At 70.2% G+C, this 16,066-nt stretch carries 14 protein-coding genes; 10 read left to right on the top strand and 4 right to left on the bottom strand.

Annotated features, from left to right (window positions below; genetic code table 11):
- Positions 1-13: 13 nt before the first annotated feature.
- The 4 genes from AB4112_RS11120 (at position 14) to queC (ending at position 4,178) form a co-directional block, all read left to right on the top strand.
- Complete coding sequence (locus tag AB4112_RS11120; RefSeq protein ID WP_441719505.1) at positions 14-2,233, top strand: molybdopterin cofactor-binding domain-containing protein; 2,220 nt, start codon at positions 14-16, stop codon at positions 2,231-2,233.
- A 218-nt stretch (positions 2,234-2,451) separates the two neighbouring features.
- A complete protein-coding gene (queE, locus tag AB4112_RS11115) occupies positions 2,452-3,084 on the top strand; it encodes a 7-carboxy-7-deazaguanine synthase (RefSeq protein WP_441719502.1) in 633 nt (210 codons plus the stop codon).
- A 13-nt stretch (positions 3,085-3,097) separates the two neighbouring features.
- Complete coding sequence (gene queD / locus AB4112_RS11110) at positions 3,098-3,454, top strand: 6-carboxytetrahydropterin synthase QueD (protein ID WP_441719499.1); 357 nt, start codon at positions 3,098-3,100, stop codon at positions 3,452-3,454.
- Positions 3,444-4,178, top strand: a complete 735-nt coding sequence (gene queC, locus AB4112_RS11105; protein ID WP_441719496.1) for a 7-cyano-7-deazaguanine synthase QueC — start codon at positions 3,444-3,446, stop codon at positions 4,176-4,178. Before queD ends, queC begins: the two co-directional genes overlap by 11 nt.
- Here queC and AB4112_RS11100 read toward each other — a convergent pair.
- Positions 4,162-5,424, bottom strand: a complete 1,263-nt coding sequence (locus AB4112_RS11100; protein WP_441719493.1) for an MFS transporter — start codon at positions 5,422-5,424, stop codon at positions 4,162-4,164. The two genes, queC and AB4112_RS11100, sit on opposite strands and share 17 nt — an antisense overlap.
- Positions 5,425-5,644: 220 nt before the next feature.
- Here AB4112_RS11100 and AB4112_RS11095 point away from each other — a divergent pair, with 220 nt between their 5' ends.
- Together AB4112_RS11095 and AB4112_RS11090 are read left to right on the top strand one after the other, a co-directional pair.
- Positions 5,645-7,033, top strand: a complete 1,389-nt coding sequence (locus AB4112_RS11095) for an FAD-binding oxidoreductase (RefSeq protein WP_441719490.1) — start codon at positions 5,645-5,647, stop codon at positions 7,031-7,033.
- 270 nt (positions 7,034-7,303) lie between these two features.
- Positions 7,304-8,206, top strand: a complete 903-nt coding sequence (locus AB4112_RS11090) for an SDR family oxidoreductase (RefSeq protein WP_441719487.1) — start codon at positions 7,304-7,306, stop codon at positions 8,204-8,206.
- Here the strand turns inward: AB4112_RS11090 and AB4112_RS11085 are convergent.
- Positions 8,203-9,111 (bottom strand): choline sulfate utilization transcriptional regulator, encoded by a 909-nt coding sequence (locus AB4112_RS11085; RefSeq protein ID WP_441719484.1) that lies wholly within the window; start codon positions 9,109-9,111, stop codon positions 8,203-8,205. The two genes, AB4112_RS11090 and AB4112_RS11085, sit on opposite strands and share 4 nt — an antisense overlap.
- Before the next feature lie 133 nt (positions 9,112-9,244).
- Between AB4112_RS11085 and betC the strand changes: the two genes are divergently transcribed.
- Positions 9,245-10,777 carry a choline-sulfatase gene (gene betC, locus AB4112_RS11080; protein ID WP_441719481.1) on the top strand — a complete coding sequence of 511 codons (1,533 nt, stop codon included), beginning with the start codon at positions 9,245-9,247 and terminating at the stop codon, positions 10,775-10,777.
- A 39-nt stretch (positions 10,778-10,816) separates the two neighbouring features.
- Positions 10,817-11,764 (top strand): choline ABC transporter substrate-binding protein, encoded by a 948-nt coding sequence (locus tag AB4112_RS11075; RefSeq protein WP_441719478.1) that lies wholly within the window; start codon positions 10,817-10,819, stop codon positions 11,762-11,764.
- Positions 11,765-12,043: 279 nt separating this feature from the next.
- Here the strand turns inward: AB4112_RS11075 and AB4112_RS11070 are convergent, their stop codons facing one another.
- A complete protein-coding gene (locus tag AB4112_RS11070; RefSeq protein ID WP_441719475.1) occupies positions 12,044-12,883 on the bottom strand; it encodes an alpha/beta fold hydrolase in 840 nt (279 codons plus the stop codon).
- Positions 12,884-13,200: 317 nt separating this feature from the next.
- Between AB4112_RS11070 and AB4112_RS11065 the strand changes: the two genes are divergently transcribed.
- Together AB4112_RS11065 and lpdA are read left to right on the top strand one after the other, a co-directional pair.
- Positions 13,201-13,665, top strand: a complete 465-nt coding sequence (locus tag AB4112_RS11065; protein WP_441719472.1) for a MarR family winged helix-turn-helix transcriptional regulator — start codon at positions 13,201-13,203, stop codon at positions 13,663-13,665.
- 106 nt (positions 13,666-13,771) lie between these two features.
- Positions 13,772-15,172, top strand: a complete 1,401-nt coding sequence (lpdA, locus tag AB4112_RS11060; protein ID WP_441719469.1) for a dihydrolipoyl dehydrogenase — start codon at positions 13,772-13,774, stop codon at positions 15,170-15,172.
- Between the two features lie 186 nt (positions 15,173-15,358).
- Here the strand turns inward: lpdA and AB4112_RS11055 are convergent, their stop codons facing one another.
- Positions 15,359-16,048 carry an IclR family transcriptional regulator gene (locus AB4112_RS11055; protein ID WP_441719466.1) on the bottom strand — a complete coding sequence of 230 codons (690 nt, stop codon included), beginning with the start codon at positions 16,046-16,048 and terminating at the stop codon, positions 15,359-15,361.
- Positions 16,049-16,066 lie beyond the last annotated feature (18 nt).

Below are 16,066 nucleotides of genomic sequence, written 5' to 3'. Positions count from 1 at the left end.
GGAGGACGCATCCATGTTCGCCAAGCCCATCGCCGCCTCGGCCCTCGCCGCGTCCAGCGTCGCCGCCGAATCCGCCACGCCGAACCGCCGCTCCTTCCTCAAGGGCGCCAGCGCCCTGGGCGGCGCGCTGGTGATCGCCACCCACCTGCCCCTCGTCCGCCGCGCCATGGCCGCGGCCGGGGACGCGCCCTTCGCCCCCAACGCCTTCGTCCGCATCGCGGCCGACGACACCGTGACGGTGCTGATCAAGCATTGCGAGATGGGCCAGGGCGTCACCACCGGCCTGACCACCATCGTCGCCGAGGAGCTGGACGCTGACTGGGGCCAGATGCGCTTCGGCTTCGCCCCGGCGGACGCCAAGACCTACAACAACACGCTGTTCGGGCCGATCCAGGGCACCGGCGGGTCGACCTCCACCGCCAATTCCTGGGACCAGCTGCGCAAGGCCGGCGCCACCGCCCGCGCGATGCTGGTCCAGGCCGCCGCAGCCGCCTGGAAGGTGCCGGCCGGCGAGATCACCGTGCTGAAGGGCGTCGTCGCCCATGCCGCCTCCGGCAAGTCGGCCCGCTTCGGCGAGCTGGCGGCCCAGGCCGCGACGCTGACGCCGCCGGCCGAGGTCACGCTGAAGGACCCCAAGGCCTTCACCCTGATCGGCACCCGCGTGCCGCGGCTGGACACGCCGGCCAAGATCACCGGCAAGGCCGGCTTCTCGATCGACGTCCGCCGCCCCGGCCAGCTGACCGCGCTGGTCGCCCACCCGCCCCGCTTCGGCGGCACGCCCAAGAGCGTCGACGCCGCGGCGGCGAAGCAGGTGCCGGGCGTGGTCGACGTGGTGACCATCCCGACCGGCGTCGCCGTGGTCGCCCAGGACACCTGGGCGGCGATGAAGGGCCGCGAGGCGCTGAAGATCGAATGGGATGCGGCCGCGGGCGAAGGCCAGTCCAGCGATGCGATCATGGCCGGCTACAAGGCCGCGGCGCAGACGCCGGGCCTGACCGCAGCCAAGCGCGGCGATGCCGAGGCGGCGCTGAAAAAGGCGGCCAAGGTGGTCGAGGCTGAGTTCGAGTTCCCCTACCTCGCCCATGCGCCGATGGAGCCGCTGAACGGCGTGCTGGAGCCGACGGCCGACGGCGCGGTGTGGTGGGCCGGGTCGCAGTTCCAGACCGTCGAGCAGGCCACCATCGCCGCCATCCTCGGCCTGAAGCCGGACCAGGTGACGATCAACTCGACCTACACCGGCGGCTCCTTCGGCCGGCGCGCCACCCCGACCGCGGATTACGCGGCCGAGACCGCGATGATCGTCAAGGCCACCGGCATGAAGGCGCCGATCCACCTGATGCGGACGCGCGAGGACGACATGAAGGCCGGCTATTACCGGCCCATGGCCTACCACAAGGTCCGCGCCGGGATCGACGCCGCCGGCGCCATCAGCGGCTGGGACCATGTGGTGGTGGCCAAGTCGATCATGATCGGCACCTCGTTCGAGGCCTTCGCGGTGAAGGACGGCATCGACGCCACCAGCATCGAGGGCGCGTCGGACACCGCCTATGCCGTGCCGGACCTGACCGCGACGGTGCACAACGCCAAGGAGGGCGTGCCGGTGCTGTGGTGGCGCTCGGTCGGGCACACCCACACCGCCCATGCGGTGGAGACCATGGTCGACGAACTGGCCCATGCCGCGGGCCAGGACCCGGTCGCCTTCCGCACCGCATTGCTGAAGGACCAGCCGCGCCATGTCGGCGTGCTGGCCCTGGCGGCGGAGAAGGCGGGCTGGGGCCAGGCCATGCCGGCCGGGACGGGACGCGGCGTCGCCGTGCACCAGTCCTTCGGCACCTATGTCGCCACCGTCGCCGACGTCTCGGTCAAGGACGGCGCGCTGAAGGTCGAACGGGTGGTGGCGGCGGTCGATTGCGGCATCGCGGTCAATCCCGACGTCATCCGGGCCCAGGTCGAGGGCTCGGTCGGCTTTGCCCTGTCCGTGGTCCTGCGCAACAAGATCACGCTGAAGGACGGCGAGGTCGAGCAGGCCAATTTCGACACCTATGAGCCGACCCGGATGTCGGAGATGCCGAAGGTCGAGGTCCACATCGTGGCATCGGCCGAGGCGCCGACCGGCATCGGCGAACCCGGCGTGCCGGGGCTGGCCCCGGCGATCGGCAATGCGGTGTTCGCCGCGACCGGGCAGCGGCTGCGGTCGCTGCCGCTGGACCTGAGCAAGCTGACCAGCACCTGAGCCGTCGGCCGCAACGGATCGGCTGAACCCGGATCAAGGCTCGCGCTCACCCGCGGGCCTTGATCTGTTTCCGGCGCCGGCGCTGCCCTGGATTGCGCGACTCGGCGGGGTCCGTGGCAATTCGCACCTGACCCCGCGGAACAAAAGGTCTACAAACGCGCCTCGCGGAAGGCGCGGCCCCGATCGTCAGGCCCGCCTGGCATCGCCGGATTGGTGGCATGGGCTACGTCGTCAAAGAGATCTTCAAGACCCTCCAGGGCGAGGGCCGCAACGCCGGGCGGGCCTCGGTGTTCTGCCGCTTCGTCGGCTGCAACCTGTGGACCGGCCGCGAGGCGGACCGGGCCGGGGCCGTGTGCAAGTTCTGCGACACCGATTTCCTCGGCACCGACGGGCTGGGCGGCGGCCGCTTCGACGACGCCGAGGCTCTGGCCGACGCCATCGAGGCCTGCTGGGCCGGGGCGGCGGCCGACCGCTTCGTCGTCTTCACCGGCGGCGAACCCCTGCTGCAGCTCGACCCCACCCTGCTCACGGCCGTGCGGTCGCGCGGCTTCACCGCGGCGGTCGAGACCAACGGCACCATCGAGCCGCCGGCCGAGCTGGACTGGGTCTGCGTCAGCCCCAAGGCCGGCGCCCCGCTGGTCGCCCGCCGCGGCGACGAGCTGAAGCTGGTGTTCCCGCAGCCCGGCCTGATGCCGGACGCGGTGGCGGACCTCGATTTCACCCATTTCTGGCTGCAGCCGATGGATGGGCCCGACCGGGCGGCGAACACCGCCGCCGCGGTGGCCCATTGCCTCGCCCACCCGCAATGGCGGCTGAGCCTGCAGACCCATAAGCTGATCGGGATTCCATGAAAGTCGTCTGGCCATGAGGATCACCCAGGCCTTCACCTTCGAGGCGGCGCATCGGCTGCCGCATGTGCCGGCCACCCATCGCTGCCACCGGATGCATGGCCATTCCTACCGGGTCGAGCTGCGGCTGGACGGCCCGGTTGATCCGGAGACCGGCTTCTTGATCGACTTCTTCGATGTCGAGGCCGCCTTCGCCCCGCTGCTGGCCCGGCTCGACCATTACTGCCTGAACGAGATCGAAGGCCTGGAGAATCCGACGGCGGAGCACATCGCGATGTGGATCTGGACGCGGACCAAGCCCATGCTGCCGCTGCTGTCTGCCGTCGCGGTCTACGAGACACCCCTTTGCTGGGCGGAATACGATGGTCACTGACAAGAAGGACGGCGCCCTGGTGCTGTTCTCCGGCGGCCAGGATTCGGCCACCTGCCTGGCCTGGGCGCTCGACCGCTTCAAGCGGGTGGAGACGGTAGGCTTCGACTACGGCCAGCGGCACCGGGTCGAGCTCGACGTCCGACCCAGTATCCTCGAGGTGTTCCGCACCGAGTTTCCCGACTGGGCGGGCCGGCTGGGCCCCGACCAGCTGCTGCATCTCGCGGCGCTCGGCGAGGTCAGCGAGACGGCGCTGACCCGCGACGTCGAGATCGCGATGGAGGACAGCGGCCTGCCGAACACCTTCGTGCCCGGCCGCAACCTGATCTTCCTGAGCTTCGCCGCCGCCCTGGCCTATCGCCGCGGCCTGCGCCACATCGTCGTCGGCGTCTGCGAGACCGACTTCTCCGGCTATCCCGACTGCCGCGACGACACCATGAAGGCGATGCAGCTGGCACTCAACCTGGGCATGGACCGGCGCTTCGTCGTCCACACCCCGTTGATGTGGATCGATAAGGCCGAGACCTGGCGGCTGGCGGCATCGCTGGGCGGCCCCGCGCTGGTCGAGCTGATCCGGGACGAGACCCACAGCTGCTATCGCGGCGACCGCGGCACGTCCCACTTGTGGGGCCATGGCTGCGGCGAGTGCCCGGCCTGCAAGCTGCGCGCCGAGGGCTGGCGCCGTTACCGCGCCGCCCCCGCCGCCGGCGTCACCGTGCGCTGCTAGCCGACCCGGCCGGCGACGGCCGGCGCTGCAGGCTGCGGTGGATCGCCCAGTTGGCCACCGCCCCGGCCAGCATCAACGCGCTGGTGGCGAAGAACACCGAGCGCATCCCGAACTGCGCGCCGACGAAGCCGCCGACCAGCGGGCCGGTGATCTGGCCGAGATACTGGGCCGACTGGGAATAGCCGAGCACGCCGCCCGTCACCGTGTCCGGCACGCTGTGGCGGATCAGCGAGGTGATCGACGGCAGCAGCCCGGCCAGTGCCAGCCCCATCAGGAAGCGCAGGCCCACCAGCTGCCAGGCGTCGGTGACGAAGGCCTGGGGGATCAGCAGCACGGCGCAGGCGGCGAGGCAGCCGATCACCACGCCCCAGGCGCCGATCCGGTCGGCCAGCCGGCCGACGCGCGGGGCGGCGATGATGCTGGCCAGCGCCGCCGCCGCCATCACCAGCCCCGACATCAGGGCGATGCGCCCGCCTTCCGGCACCAGCTGGGCGACATAGACGGTGATGATCGGTTCGATCGACATGTTGGCGAACATCAGCATCAGCGCCGTCGCCAGCATGGCCAGCACCGGGCGACGGTCCGGGATCGCCGCCCAGGTGCCGATGCGCGGCGCGCCCGATGCGCGCCGGGCGGCCAGCGCGCCGTGATCCTCGCGGATCAGGAAGCAGGTCGCCAGGAAGGCGATGAAGATGGTGCCGCCGGCCGCGAAGAAGGTCTGCCGCAGCCCGATCAGATCCGGCAGCACGCCGCCCACCAGCGGCCCGACGAAGCTGCCGGCCATGACGCCGATCGACAGCGTGCCGAGCGCCCAGGCGGAGCGGTCCTTCGGCGTCTGCATCGCCACCAGGATCACCGCGCCGGAGGCATAGCCGCCGGCCAGGCCGGTGAGCAGCCGCAGCGCCACCAGCTCATAGACATTGTGCGCCAGCCCCATCATCGACATCACCACGGCCATGCCCAGGCTGGCCCGCACCAGCATCAGCTTGCGGCCATAGCGGTCGGCCAGCCGGCCCCACAGCGGCGACACCAGCGCCGCGGCCAGGAAGGTGATGCCGAAGGCCACGCCGGACCATTGCACGATCCCCGCCGGCGACCGCACGCCGAGATGTTCGACATAGAGCGGCAGGAACGGCAGCAGCAGCGTCATGGCGATGATGGTCGTGAACGACCCGAACAGGCAGACATAGAGGTTCTGCCGCCAATGGGCCGCTTCGGTCGGGATCGCGGGAGTGTCGGAGAGCATGGACGCCAAGTGGTCTGCTTTGCCGGGCCCTGTCAACGCGTCGGAGCGGGTGTATCTGCCATGCCGATGCAATCGGCGGGACGTCGCCTGAGGTCCCCACATCAAGGCATCGCGGCCACACATCGCCTACAGCCGTAACCCGATGCCCCGATGAGGACATCACGACGTAACGGAGCGGCGACACGCTTTGCCCTCAACCGATCTCCCGGCGAGGAAAAGCATGGCGACTCCAAGGCTGAAGCGGCGCGACGGCGCCATCGTCGACGCGGCGTCGATCGCGGCGTTTGCGGAAGGGTTCAGCGGCGCGGTGATCCAGCCCGAGGACGCCGGCTACGACGCGGCGCGGCGGATCTGGAACGTCAGCATCGACAAGCATCCCGGCCTGATCGCCCGCTGCCAGGGCGTGGCCGACATCGTCCGCGCCGTCCACTTCGCCCGCGACAACGGCCTGCTGGTCGCGGTCCGCGGCGGCGGCCACAATGTCGGCGGCCGGGCGGTGTGCGATGACGGCATCGTCATCGACCTGTCGGCGATGAAGGCCGTCTTCGTCGACCCGCAGCAGCGGACGGTGCGGGTGCAGGGCGGGACGACGCTGGGCGACCTGGACCGCGAGACCCATCTGCACGGCCTGGCGGTGCCGACCGGCGTGGTCTCACGCACCGGCATCGGCGGCCTCGCCCTCGGCGGCGGCGTCGGCTGGCTGGTGCGCAAGCACGGCCTGACCTGCGACAACATCCTGTCCTGCGAGGTCGTCACCGCCGCCGGCGAGATCGTCACCGCCAGCGCCGAGTCCAACCCGGACCTGTTCTGGGGCCTGCGCGGCGGCGGCGGCAATTTCGGCATCGTCGCCTCGTTCCTGTTCCAGGCGCATCCGGTCTCGATCGTGCTGGGCGGCCTGGTCCTGTACCCGCGCGACCAGGCGGCGGCGCTGCTGCGCCACTATCGCGGCTTCATGGCCACCGCGCCGGACGAGCTGACCGCCTATTGCGGCCTGATCTCGACCCCGGACGGCATGCCGGCCGCCGCCGTGGCCCTGTGCTACAGCGGCGACATCGCCGAGGGCGAACAGCTGCTGCAGCCGCTGCGCGGCTTCGGCACGCCGTTCCTCGACATCGTGCAGCCGATGCCGTTCCCGGCGATGCAGCAGCTGGCCGACGGGTCCTTCCCGGACGGCACCCACAACTACTGGAAGTCGACCTTCCTCTCAGACCTGAGCGACGAGGTCATCGACCTGATCGTCGAGCACGGCAACCGCGCAAAGTCGCCGCTGTCCGGCGCCCTGGTCGAGTTCTACGGCGGTGCCGCCGGCCGGGTCGCCCCGGGCGACACCGCATTCGCCCAGCGCCAGTCGGAGTTCAATGTCGGGATCACGGCGCAGTGGACCGACGCGGCCGAGACCCAGCAGCACGTCGCCTGGGCCCGCGAGGCGTGGGACGCGCTGCAGCCCCATTCCAGCGGCGGCTACTTCCTGAACTTCCTCGGCGAGGAGGCCCCGACCACGATCCAGGCGGCCTTCGGCGCCAACCACGCCCGGCTGGTGGCGCTGAAGACCAAATACGACCCGACCAACTTCTTCAGCCTCAACCAGAACGTGGCCCCGGCGCGCTGAACCGCGCGCCCCGTCCCGGACTCTCCGCCGGTGGGCCTGGCGGAGAGTCCGGCCGAAATCGTTTGAACCCCCGGAATCCTGTCCCAGCATGCCCCGATCGATGCGAGGTGAGAGCAGGCGATGCACCCGCGCTAGGCTGTTGGGTGCCTCGCATGGTTCAGCGCGGCGGCCACGGTGATCCTGTTAATGATTATACCTGTATAATCTCACGACTTTAATAGAACTGGATACGGCGCGACACGACTCTCCGAACCAATCGGAGAGTCTCCCATGCGTGTGTTTCTCACAGGCGCGACCGGCTTCATCGGGTCCCGCATCGTGCCCGAGCTGCTGGCCGCCGGGCACCAGGTCCTGGGCCTGACGCGATCCGACGCCGGCGCGCAATCCCTGGTGGCGGCCGGCGCGGAGGCGCATCGCGGCACCCTCGAGGATCTCGACAGCCTGCGCGCCGGTGCGGCGCAGGCGGACGCCGTGATCCACACCGCCTTCGATCACGACTTCGCGCATTTCGTCGCGAACTGCGAGAAGGACCGGCGGGTGATCGAAGCCCTGGGCACCACGCTCAAGGGTTCCGACCGGCCCCTCATCATCACATCCGGCACCGGGATGGGCGGTGCCGGGCTGGGCGGCCTCGCGACGGAGGATGTGCTCGACCGGAGCCACCCCAATCCGCGCATCGCCTCCGAGCTGGCGGGCCAGGCGCTGCTGGAGGCGGGGGTCGACGTGCGCGTGGTGCGGCTGCCGCAGGTCCATGATCCGGTCCGGCAGGGGCTGATCACGCCCCTCATCGCGATCTCGCGGCAGAAGGGCGCCGTGGCCTATGTCGGCGAGGGCGCCAACCGCTGGCCGGCGGCCCATGTGCTCGATGTGGCGAAGCTCTATGCGCTTGCCCTCGACAAGGGCCGCCGGGGCGCCCGGTACCATGCCGTTGCCGAAGAGGGCATCGCCGCGCGCGACATCGCGGAGGTGCTCGGCGCGGGTCTCGGCCTGCCGGTGGTGTCCCTGTCGCCTGAGGAGGCGCAGGCGCATTTCGGGTGGCTCGCGATCTTCATAGGCCTGGACCTGAGCGCCTCCAGCGCCTGGACCCGCGAGCAGCTGGGCTGGAACCCGACCGGCCCGGGACTGATCGCCGACCTCAAGCGGATGGACTATTCCGCATCGGCGGCTGCCTAGCCTGTAGCCTCGGCCACCAGCCAGTCGCGGAACGCGGCTCGCAGGGGGTCGGGGCGGTCGGCCAGGGGCTGGGCCAGGAAATAGCCACGCTGGGTGCGGTAGGGCGCGGCCAGGCCGGCCACCAGCTGGCCGGCCGCCAGCAGGTCGTCGACCAGCGGCCGCCAGCCCAGCGCCAGCCCCTGCCCGGCCAGCGCCGCCTGCAGCACCAGCGGATAGTTGTTGAGGCGCAGCGACCGGCCATGCGGCGCGCCCTCGACCCCCTGGCCGCGGAACCAGCCGGGCCAGTCGAGCCAGCGCGACGGGTCCGGGCTGTCGAGATGCAGCAGCGGCAGCCCCAGCAGGTCGGCCGGCGCCGCGATCCGCGGCAGGCGCGCCAGCAGGGCGGGGCTGCAGATCGGCAGCACCACCTCGGGGAACAGCCGGTCGACGGTGCAGCCGGGCCAGCGCCCCGCCCCGAAGGCGACCACCGCATCGACGGCACGGTCGCGCGGGTCGATCACGTCCTGGCTGGCCAGGATGCGGATCTCGACCCCGCCCAAGGCCCCGCGCAGCCGTTCCAGCCGCGGCAGCAGCCAGTAGGTGGCGAAGGCGAAATCGGTGGCGACGGTCAGCCCGCCCGGGTCGCGCGCCTGCCGGATCTCGGCCGCGGTGTCGGCGATGGCGTCGAGCGAACGCGTCACCACCTGCAGCAGCCGCTCGCCGTCCGGGGTCAGGGCGACGCCGCGGTGCAGCCGGCGGAACAGGGCGGTGCCCAGCCGCGCCTCCAATGCGGCGATCTGATGGGAGACGGCCGGCTGGGTGGCCCCGAGCTCGCGCGCCGCGGCGCTGAAATTCGACAATCGGCCTGCGGCCTCGAAGGCCAGCAGCGCCGGCATCGGCGGCAGGTCGCGGCGACGCGTTGCCATAAATCCAGCTAATGCCTCCATGAGCGGCGCCGGTCTTCACCGGCCGGCCGGCCGCGCCCCATCCTGTCGGTTGAACTGAGACACGCCGCCGGCCCCGACGCAAGCAGGGCCGCGGTGCCAGGAGGGGCTGATCGTGACATCGCGGCGACCGAACATCCTGATCCTGATGGCGGATCAGCTGACGCCCTTCGCCCTGCCCGCCTATGGCAACCGGGTGGTGCAGGCGCCGGTGATGACGGCGCTGGCGCGGGACGGCGTGGTGTTCGACGCCGCCTATTGCAACAGCCCGCTCTGCGGCCCCTCCCGCGCCGTGTTCATGTCCGGCCGCCTGCCCTCGGCGATCGGCGCCTATGACAACGCCGCGGAGTTCCCCTCCGACATCCCGACCTTCGCCCATGGGCTGCGGGCCCAGGGCTACCGCACCATCCTGGCCGGCAAGATGCATTTCTGCGGCGCCGACCAGCTGCACGGCTTCGAGGAGCGGCTGACCACCGACATCTACCCCGCCGATTTCGGCTGGACCCCGGACTGGGACCGGCCGGAGGCGCGGCCGAGCTGGTACCACAACATGGCCTCGGTGCTCGACGCCGGGCCCTGCATCCGCACCAACCAGCTGGATTTCGACGACGAGGTGGTGTTCGCGGCCGAGCGCCGGCTGTACGACCTGGCCCGCCGGGTGCCGGGATCGGCCGATGACCGGCCGTTCTGCCTGACCGTGTCGCTGACCCATCCGCACGACCCCTTCGCGGTGCCGGAGCGGTACTGGAACCTGCATCGCGACGAGGACATCCCGCTGCCCGAAGGCGAGCCGGCCGACGACCCGCATTCGCGCCGGCTGCGTGCGGTGTGCGAGCTGGACCGCACCCCGGTGACGCCGGAGCAGACCCGCCGGGCCCGCCGCGCCTATTACGGCGCCATCGCCTATGTCGACGAGCAGTTTGGCCGGGTGATGGAGGCGCTGCGCCGCACCGGCCTGGCCGAGGACACGATGACGATCGTCCTGTCCGACCACGGCGAATTCCTGGGCGAGCGCGGCCTCTGGTACAAGATGAGCTTCCTGGAGGGCGGCAGCCGCATCCCGCTGATCGTGCATGCGCCCGGCCGCTTCGCCCCGCGCCGGGTCGGGGCTGCCGTGTCCTCCGCCGACCTGCTGCCGACCCTGATCGACCTGGCCTCGCCCGCAGGCGCGGCGCCGCACCCGACCCCGCTGGACGGCCGCAGCCTGCTGCCGCATCTGGCCGGCACCGGCGGCCACGACCTGGTCCATGGCGAATACCTGGCCGAGGGCGCGGTGGCGCCGATGGTGATGGTCCGGCGCGGCGCCTGGAAGTTCATCCACAGCCCCGCCGATCCCGACCAGCTGTACGACCTGGCCACCGATCCGGGCGAGCGGGTGAACCGCGCCGGCGACCCGGCCGAGGCCGCCCGCATCGCCGCCTTCCGGGCCGAGGTGGCGGCGCGCTGGGACCTGCCGCGGCTGCATGAGCAGGTGCGCGAGAGCCAGCGGCGACGGCACTTCGTCGACACCGCGCTGCGCCAGGGCGCGGCGCATGGCTGGGACTGGCAGCCGCGCCAGGACGCGACCCGGCAATACATCCGCAACCACATGGATCTCGACGACCTGGAGGCCTCCGCCCGGTTCCCGCGCGTGGCGCGCGGTGGCTGACGACACCGGCGACAACGATAACAACGGGGAGACTGCATCATGTCCGGACCACGTCTCATCATCCTCGCCTTGACCGGCCTGCTGCTGGCCGCGGCGCCTGTAGCGGCGGCCGATCCTGACGCTTGTGCCACCGTGCGCATGTCCGACCCGGGCTGGACCGACATCACCTCGACCAACGGCATCCTCGGCACCCTGCTGGCGCCGCTGGGCTACACCCAGAAGGTCGACACCCTGGCCGTGCCGGTCACCTTCGAAAGCCTGAAGAACCAGCAGATCGACGTGTTCCTGGGCAACTGGATGCCGGCGCAGAAGCGCTTCATCGAGCCGCTGACGGCCGAGAAGGCGATCGAGGTGATCCGCCCCAATCTGGACGGCATCCGCTTCACCCTGGCGGTGCCGGCCTATGTCGCCGAGGCCGGGATCAAGGATTTCGCCGACCTCGCCAAGCATGCCGACCGGTTCGACCACAAGATCTACGGCATCGAGTCGGGGGCGCCGGCCAACCAGAACATCCAGAAGATGATCGACGCCAAGGATTTCGGCCTGGACGGCTGGTCCCTGGTCGAATCGAGCGAGCAGGGGATGCTGAGCCAGGTGGACCGGGCCACCCGGAAGAAGGATTGGATCGTGTTCCTGGCCTGGGAGCCGAACCCGATGAACACCAAGTATCCGCTGAACTATCTCAGCGGCGGCGACGCCTATTTCGGCGCGAATTACGGCGGCGCCACCGTCTACACCGTGACGAGGCGAGACTTGTCCCAGAATTGCCCCAATCTCGCCCGGCTGCTGTCACAGCTGACATTCACGGTGGAGATGGAAAATCAGATCATGGGGTCGATCCTGGACCAGGGAGAGGACGGCAAGACCGCCGCCACCCGCTACCTCAAGGATCATCCCGATCTTCTCGCCGGCTGGTTGGCCGGTGTCACCACCCGCGACGGACAGGATGGGCTCACCGCCGTCCGCGCCGCATTGACCAAGGGCTGAAGGAGGCCCGACGCGCATGTGGACCGTGATCCGGGGTTGGATCGACCAGCTGATCAAGCCGCGCTATCGCCCGGAGCGGCACTACATGCGCGGCCGCCCGTCCAACCCGACGTCGCGCTGAGAGACGTCGCCTCGGCGACAGGCCCAGAACAATTCGTCGTCGCGAGCCCCGCTCCTTACACTTGATTGGGGGCGTGGCGATCCAGCGGCACCGACCTCTGGATCGCCACGGCGCTTTGCGCCTCGCGATGACGGTTCACATCACCGGCGGACCGGCGGTCAGCCCTTGACGAAGGCCAGCAGGTCCGGGTTGAGCACCTCGGCATGGGTGGTCAGCATGCCGTGCGGGTAGCCCTTGTAGATCTTCAGCGTGGCGTGCTTCAGCAGCTTGGCCGAGAGCACGCCCGCATCCGCATACGGCACGATCTGGTCGTCGTCGCCATGCAGCACCAGCACCGGCACCTCGATCGCCTTCAGATCCTCGGTGAAATCGGTCTCCGAGAACGCCTTGATGCAGTCGTAATGGGCCTTGGCGCCGCCGATCATGCCCTGGCGCCACCAATTGTCGATCACGCCGGGATAGACCTTCGCGCCCGGGCGGTTGAAGCCGTAGAACGGCCCTTCCGGCAGGTCCCGGTAGAACTGCGCCCGGTTCGCGGCCAGCGCGGCGCGAAGGCCGTCGAACACCTCGATCGGCAGCCCGCCGGGGTTCTTGTCCGACTTCACCATGACCGGCGGCACGGCGCTGACCAGCACCGCCTTGGCCACCCGGCCGTTGCCGCCATGCCGGGCGACATAGCGCGCCACCTCGCCGCCGCCGGTGGAATGGCCGATATGGACGGCGCCCTTGAGGTCGAGATGCGCCACCAGCTGCGCCACGTCGGAGGCGTAGGTGTCCATCTCGTTGCCGGTGTCGGTCTGGCTGGACCGGCCATGGCCGCGCCGGTCATGGGCGATGACGCGGTAGCCCTGGGCCAGGAAGAACAGCATCTGGGCGTCCCAGTCGTCGGCGCTGAGCGGCCAGCCGTGATGGAACACGATCGGCTGCGCGGCGCGCGGGCCCCAGTCCTTGTAGAAGATGTTGGTGCCGTCCTTGGTCGCGAACAATCCGCTGCTCATGGTGCTGTCTCCCGATGTTGGCCGTGTGGGTGCGGCGCCATTCTGCGCCAGGGAAGAATGCGGCAGGGCCGCCACGGCGGCGAGTCCAACCCCCGCCGCCAGAACGAGCCGGCGCGAGATTCCGTCCGTCCCATACTCGCTGTGAACCATCTGCGGCTCCGTTGGTATCACCATAATGAATAGGTTACATCGCGATAATTATTATCGCGATAAATAAAGAGATAGCCGACCGCTCTGCCCGCGTCCAGCGAAATTTTTATCGCGATATTATTTTTCATGATAAATATGATCGCGCATCAGGAACAGGAGGGCGCCGCATGCCCTTGCCGAAGGACCGCCCGCTCGCGCTCGACGAGCAGATCTGCTTCACGCTGTACCGCACCGCCATGTCCATCAACCGGACGTACAAGCCGATGCTGGACGAGATGGGCATCACCTATCCGCAATACCTCGTGCTCAACGTGCTAGGCGAGGAGGACGGCCGGACGATCGGCACCATCGCCGCCCGCCTCGCCCTCGATTCGAGCACGATCACGCCCCTGGTGAAGCGGATGGAGGCGGCCGGGCTGGTGCAGCGGCGACGCAGCCAGGACAATGAGCGCGAGGTCCAGGTCCGGCTGACCGAGGCGGGCCGCGCCCTGTTCGCCCGCAGCCGGTGCCTGGGCGAGGCGCTGCTGCAGCGGTCGGGCCTGACGCTGCCGCAGCTCGACGCCCTCAACCGCGAGATCCAGGCGCTGGGAGCCGCCCTTGATGACCAGCGCGGCCGCGGCTTCGGACCATAGGCCCGCATATCATCGCGAGATGGCAGAACTCCGCTCGACGCAGTTGCGGCGGCGGCCCCGCTCATGCAGGGTGCGGCCACCCTTTCCGCCACGCTGAGTGCGAGCGATGACTGACCCCGTTGCCTCCTATGACGTGATCGTGATCGGTTCCGGCCCCGGCGGCTATGTCGCCGCCATCCGCGCCGCCCAGCTGGGGCTCAAGACCGCCTGCGTCGAGAAGATGCCGACCCTCGGCGGCACCTGCCTGAACATCGGCTGCATCCCGTCCAAGGCCCTGCTGCACGCGTCGGAGAAGTTCTCCGAGGCCGGCCATGCCCTGGCCGCCTTCGGAGTCAAGGTGGCGGGCGTCGAGCTCGACCTGCCCGGGATGATGGGCCACAAGGACAAGGTGGTGAAGGCGAACGTCGACGGCGTCGACTTCCTGTTCAAGAAGAACAAGATCGACCGCCTGCTCGGCACCGCCCGCTTCACCGCCAAGGACCGCATCGAGGTCGAGGGCAAAACCTACGCCGCCAAGAACTTCATCATCGCCACCGGCTCCGACTCGACCCCGCTGAAGGGCGTGGAGGCCGACGAACAGCGCATCGTGACCTCGACCGGCGCGCTGTCGCTGCCGGAGGTGCCGAAGCATCTGGTGGTGATCGGCGGCGGCGTCATCGGGCTCGAGCTCGGCTCGGTCTGGTCCCGCCTCGGCGCCAAGGTCACGGTGGTGGAGTTCCTCGACCGCATCCTGCCGACCAATGACGGCGAGGTGTCGAAGCAGATGCAGCGCGTCCTGACCAAGCAGGGCATGGCGTTCAAGCTGAGCTCCAAGGTCACCGCCGCGCAGAAGACCGACAAGGGGGTCACCCTGACGGTCGAGCCGGCCAAGGGCGGCGATGCCGAGACCATCGAGGCCGATTACGTGCTGCTGTCGATCGGCCGCCGCCCCTACACCGAAGGGCTGGGGCTGGACGCGGCCGGCGTGGCGCTGGACGAGCGCGGCCGGGTGAAGACCGACAAGCACTTCCGCACCAATGTCGAGGGCATCTACGCCATCGGCGACGTCATCGCCGGGCCCATGCTGGCGCACAAGGCCGAGGATGAGGGCATCGCCGTGGCCGAGATCCTGGCCGGCCAGGCGGGCCATGTGAACTACGACGCGATCCCGAGCGTGGTCTACACCTGGCCCGAAGTGGCCTCGGTCGGCCGCAGCGAGGAAGAGCTGAAGCAGGCCGGCGTCGCCTACAAGAGCGGCAAGTTCCCGTTCCTGGCCAATGGCCGGGCGCGCGCCATGAACGCGACCGACGGCTTCGTGAAGATCCTGGCCGACGCCAAGACCGACCGGGTGCTGGGCGTGCACATCATCGGCGCCGAGGCCGGCACCATCATCGCCGAATGCGTGCTGGCGATGGAGTTCGGCGCCTCGGCCGAGGACATCGCCCGCACCTGCCACGCCCACCCGACTCTGAACGAGGTGGTCAAGGAAGCCGCCCTCGCCGTCGACGGCCGCCCGATCCACATCTGAGACGGGCGGCGGCCCTCGGGGGGGCGGTCGGGACACAACGCGTCGGCTCTCCCGCCTCCCTTCTCCGTCATTGCGAGCGCAGCGAAGCAATCCATGGCGCCGTCCGGCATGGATTGCTTCGTCGGCTACGCCTCCTCGCAATGACGAAGAGGGGGCGGCGCGCTCCCTCTGGTGGCCCCCTCGCCCCTACCCCAGCGCCGGTTTCAGCCTTGCGGTGGCGTCGTGCAGCAGGGCCAGGGCCCGGTCGCGGGCGGGGGCGTCGAAGCGGGCGGCGAGGCCGGAGACCGCCAGGGCGCCGCGGAACCGGCCGGCGCCGTCGAACACCGGCACCGACACCGCCGCCACCAGCGGGTCGCGTTCGCCCAGCGAGACGGAATGGCCCTGTGCCCGGACCGCCGCGCTCGCCGCATCTTCTGGCGCATCCTGCGGGGCCGTGAACGCCATCAGGATGCGGGCGCTGGCGCCGGCGGTCAGCGGCAGCTGCGCGCCCTCGTCGAGATGGTGGCGTGCCGCCTGCGGCGAGTTCTGGCGGTACAGGCACACCCTGGTGTCGCCGTCGCGGACATAGAAGGACGCGGTCTCGCGCGTCGCCTCGACCAGCCGCGCCAGCTCGGGCCGGATCGCGTCGGCCAGGTCGAAGCCGCTGCGGTAGACCGTGCCCAGCCGCCCCAGCGCCGGCCCCAGCCGCCAGGCGCCGTCATCCTGGCGCAGCAGGTAGCCGCAATGCTCCAGCGACCCGGCCAGGCGCAGGATGGTGCTCTTGTACAGGCCGGTCGCCGCCGCCAGCTCGGCCAGCGTCCGCCGCGGCTGCGCCGCATCGAAGGCGCCGAGGATCGCCAGGGCGCGCTCCACCGCCTCGACCCTGTCCTGCGTCATCCCCCGCCCTCCGTCGTC

Origin of the sequence: Inquilinus sp. 2KB_23 (assembly GCF_052115705.1) — a bacterium.
Classification (GTDB): domain Bacteria; phylum Pseudomonadota; class Alphaproteobacteria; order DSM-16000; family Inquilinaceae; genus Inquilinus; species Inquilinus ginsengisoli_A.
This window is presented reverse-complemented; position numbering and strand designations above follow the sequence as displayed.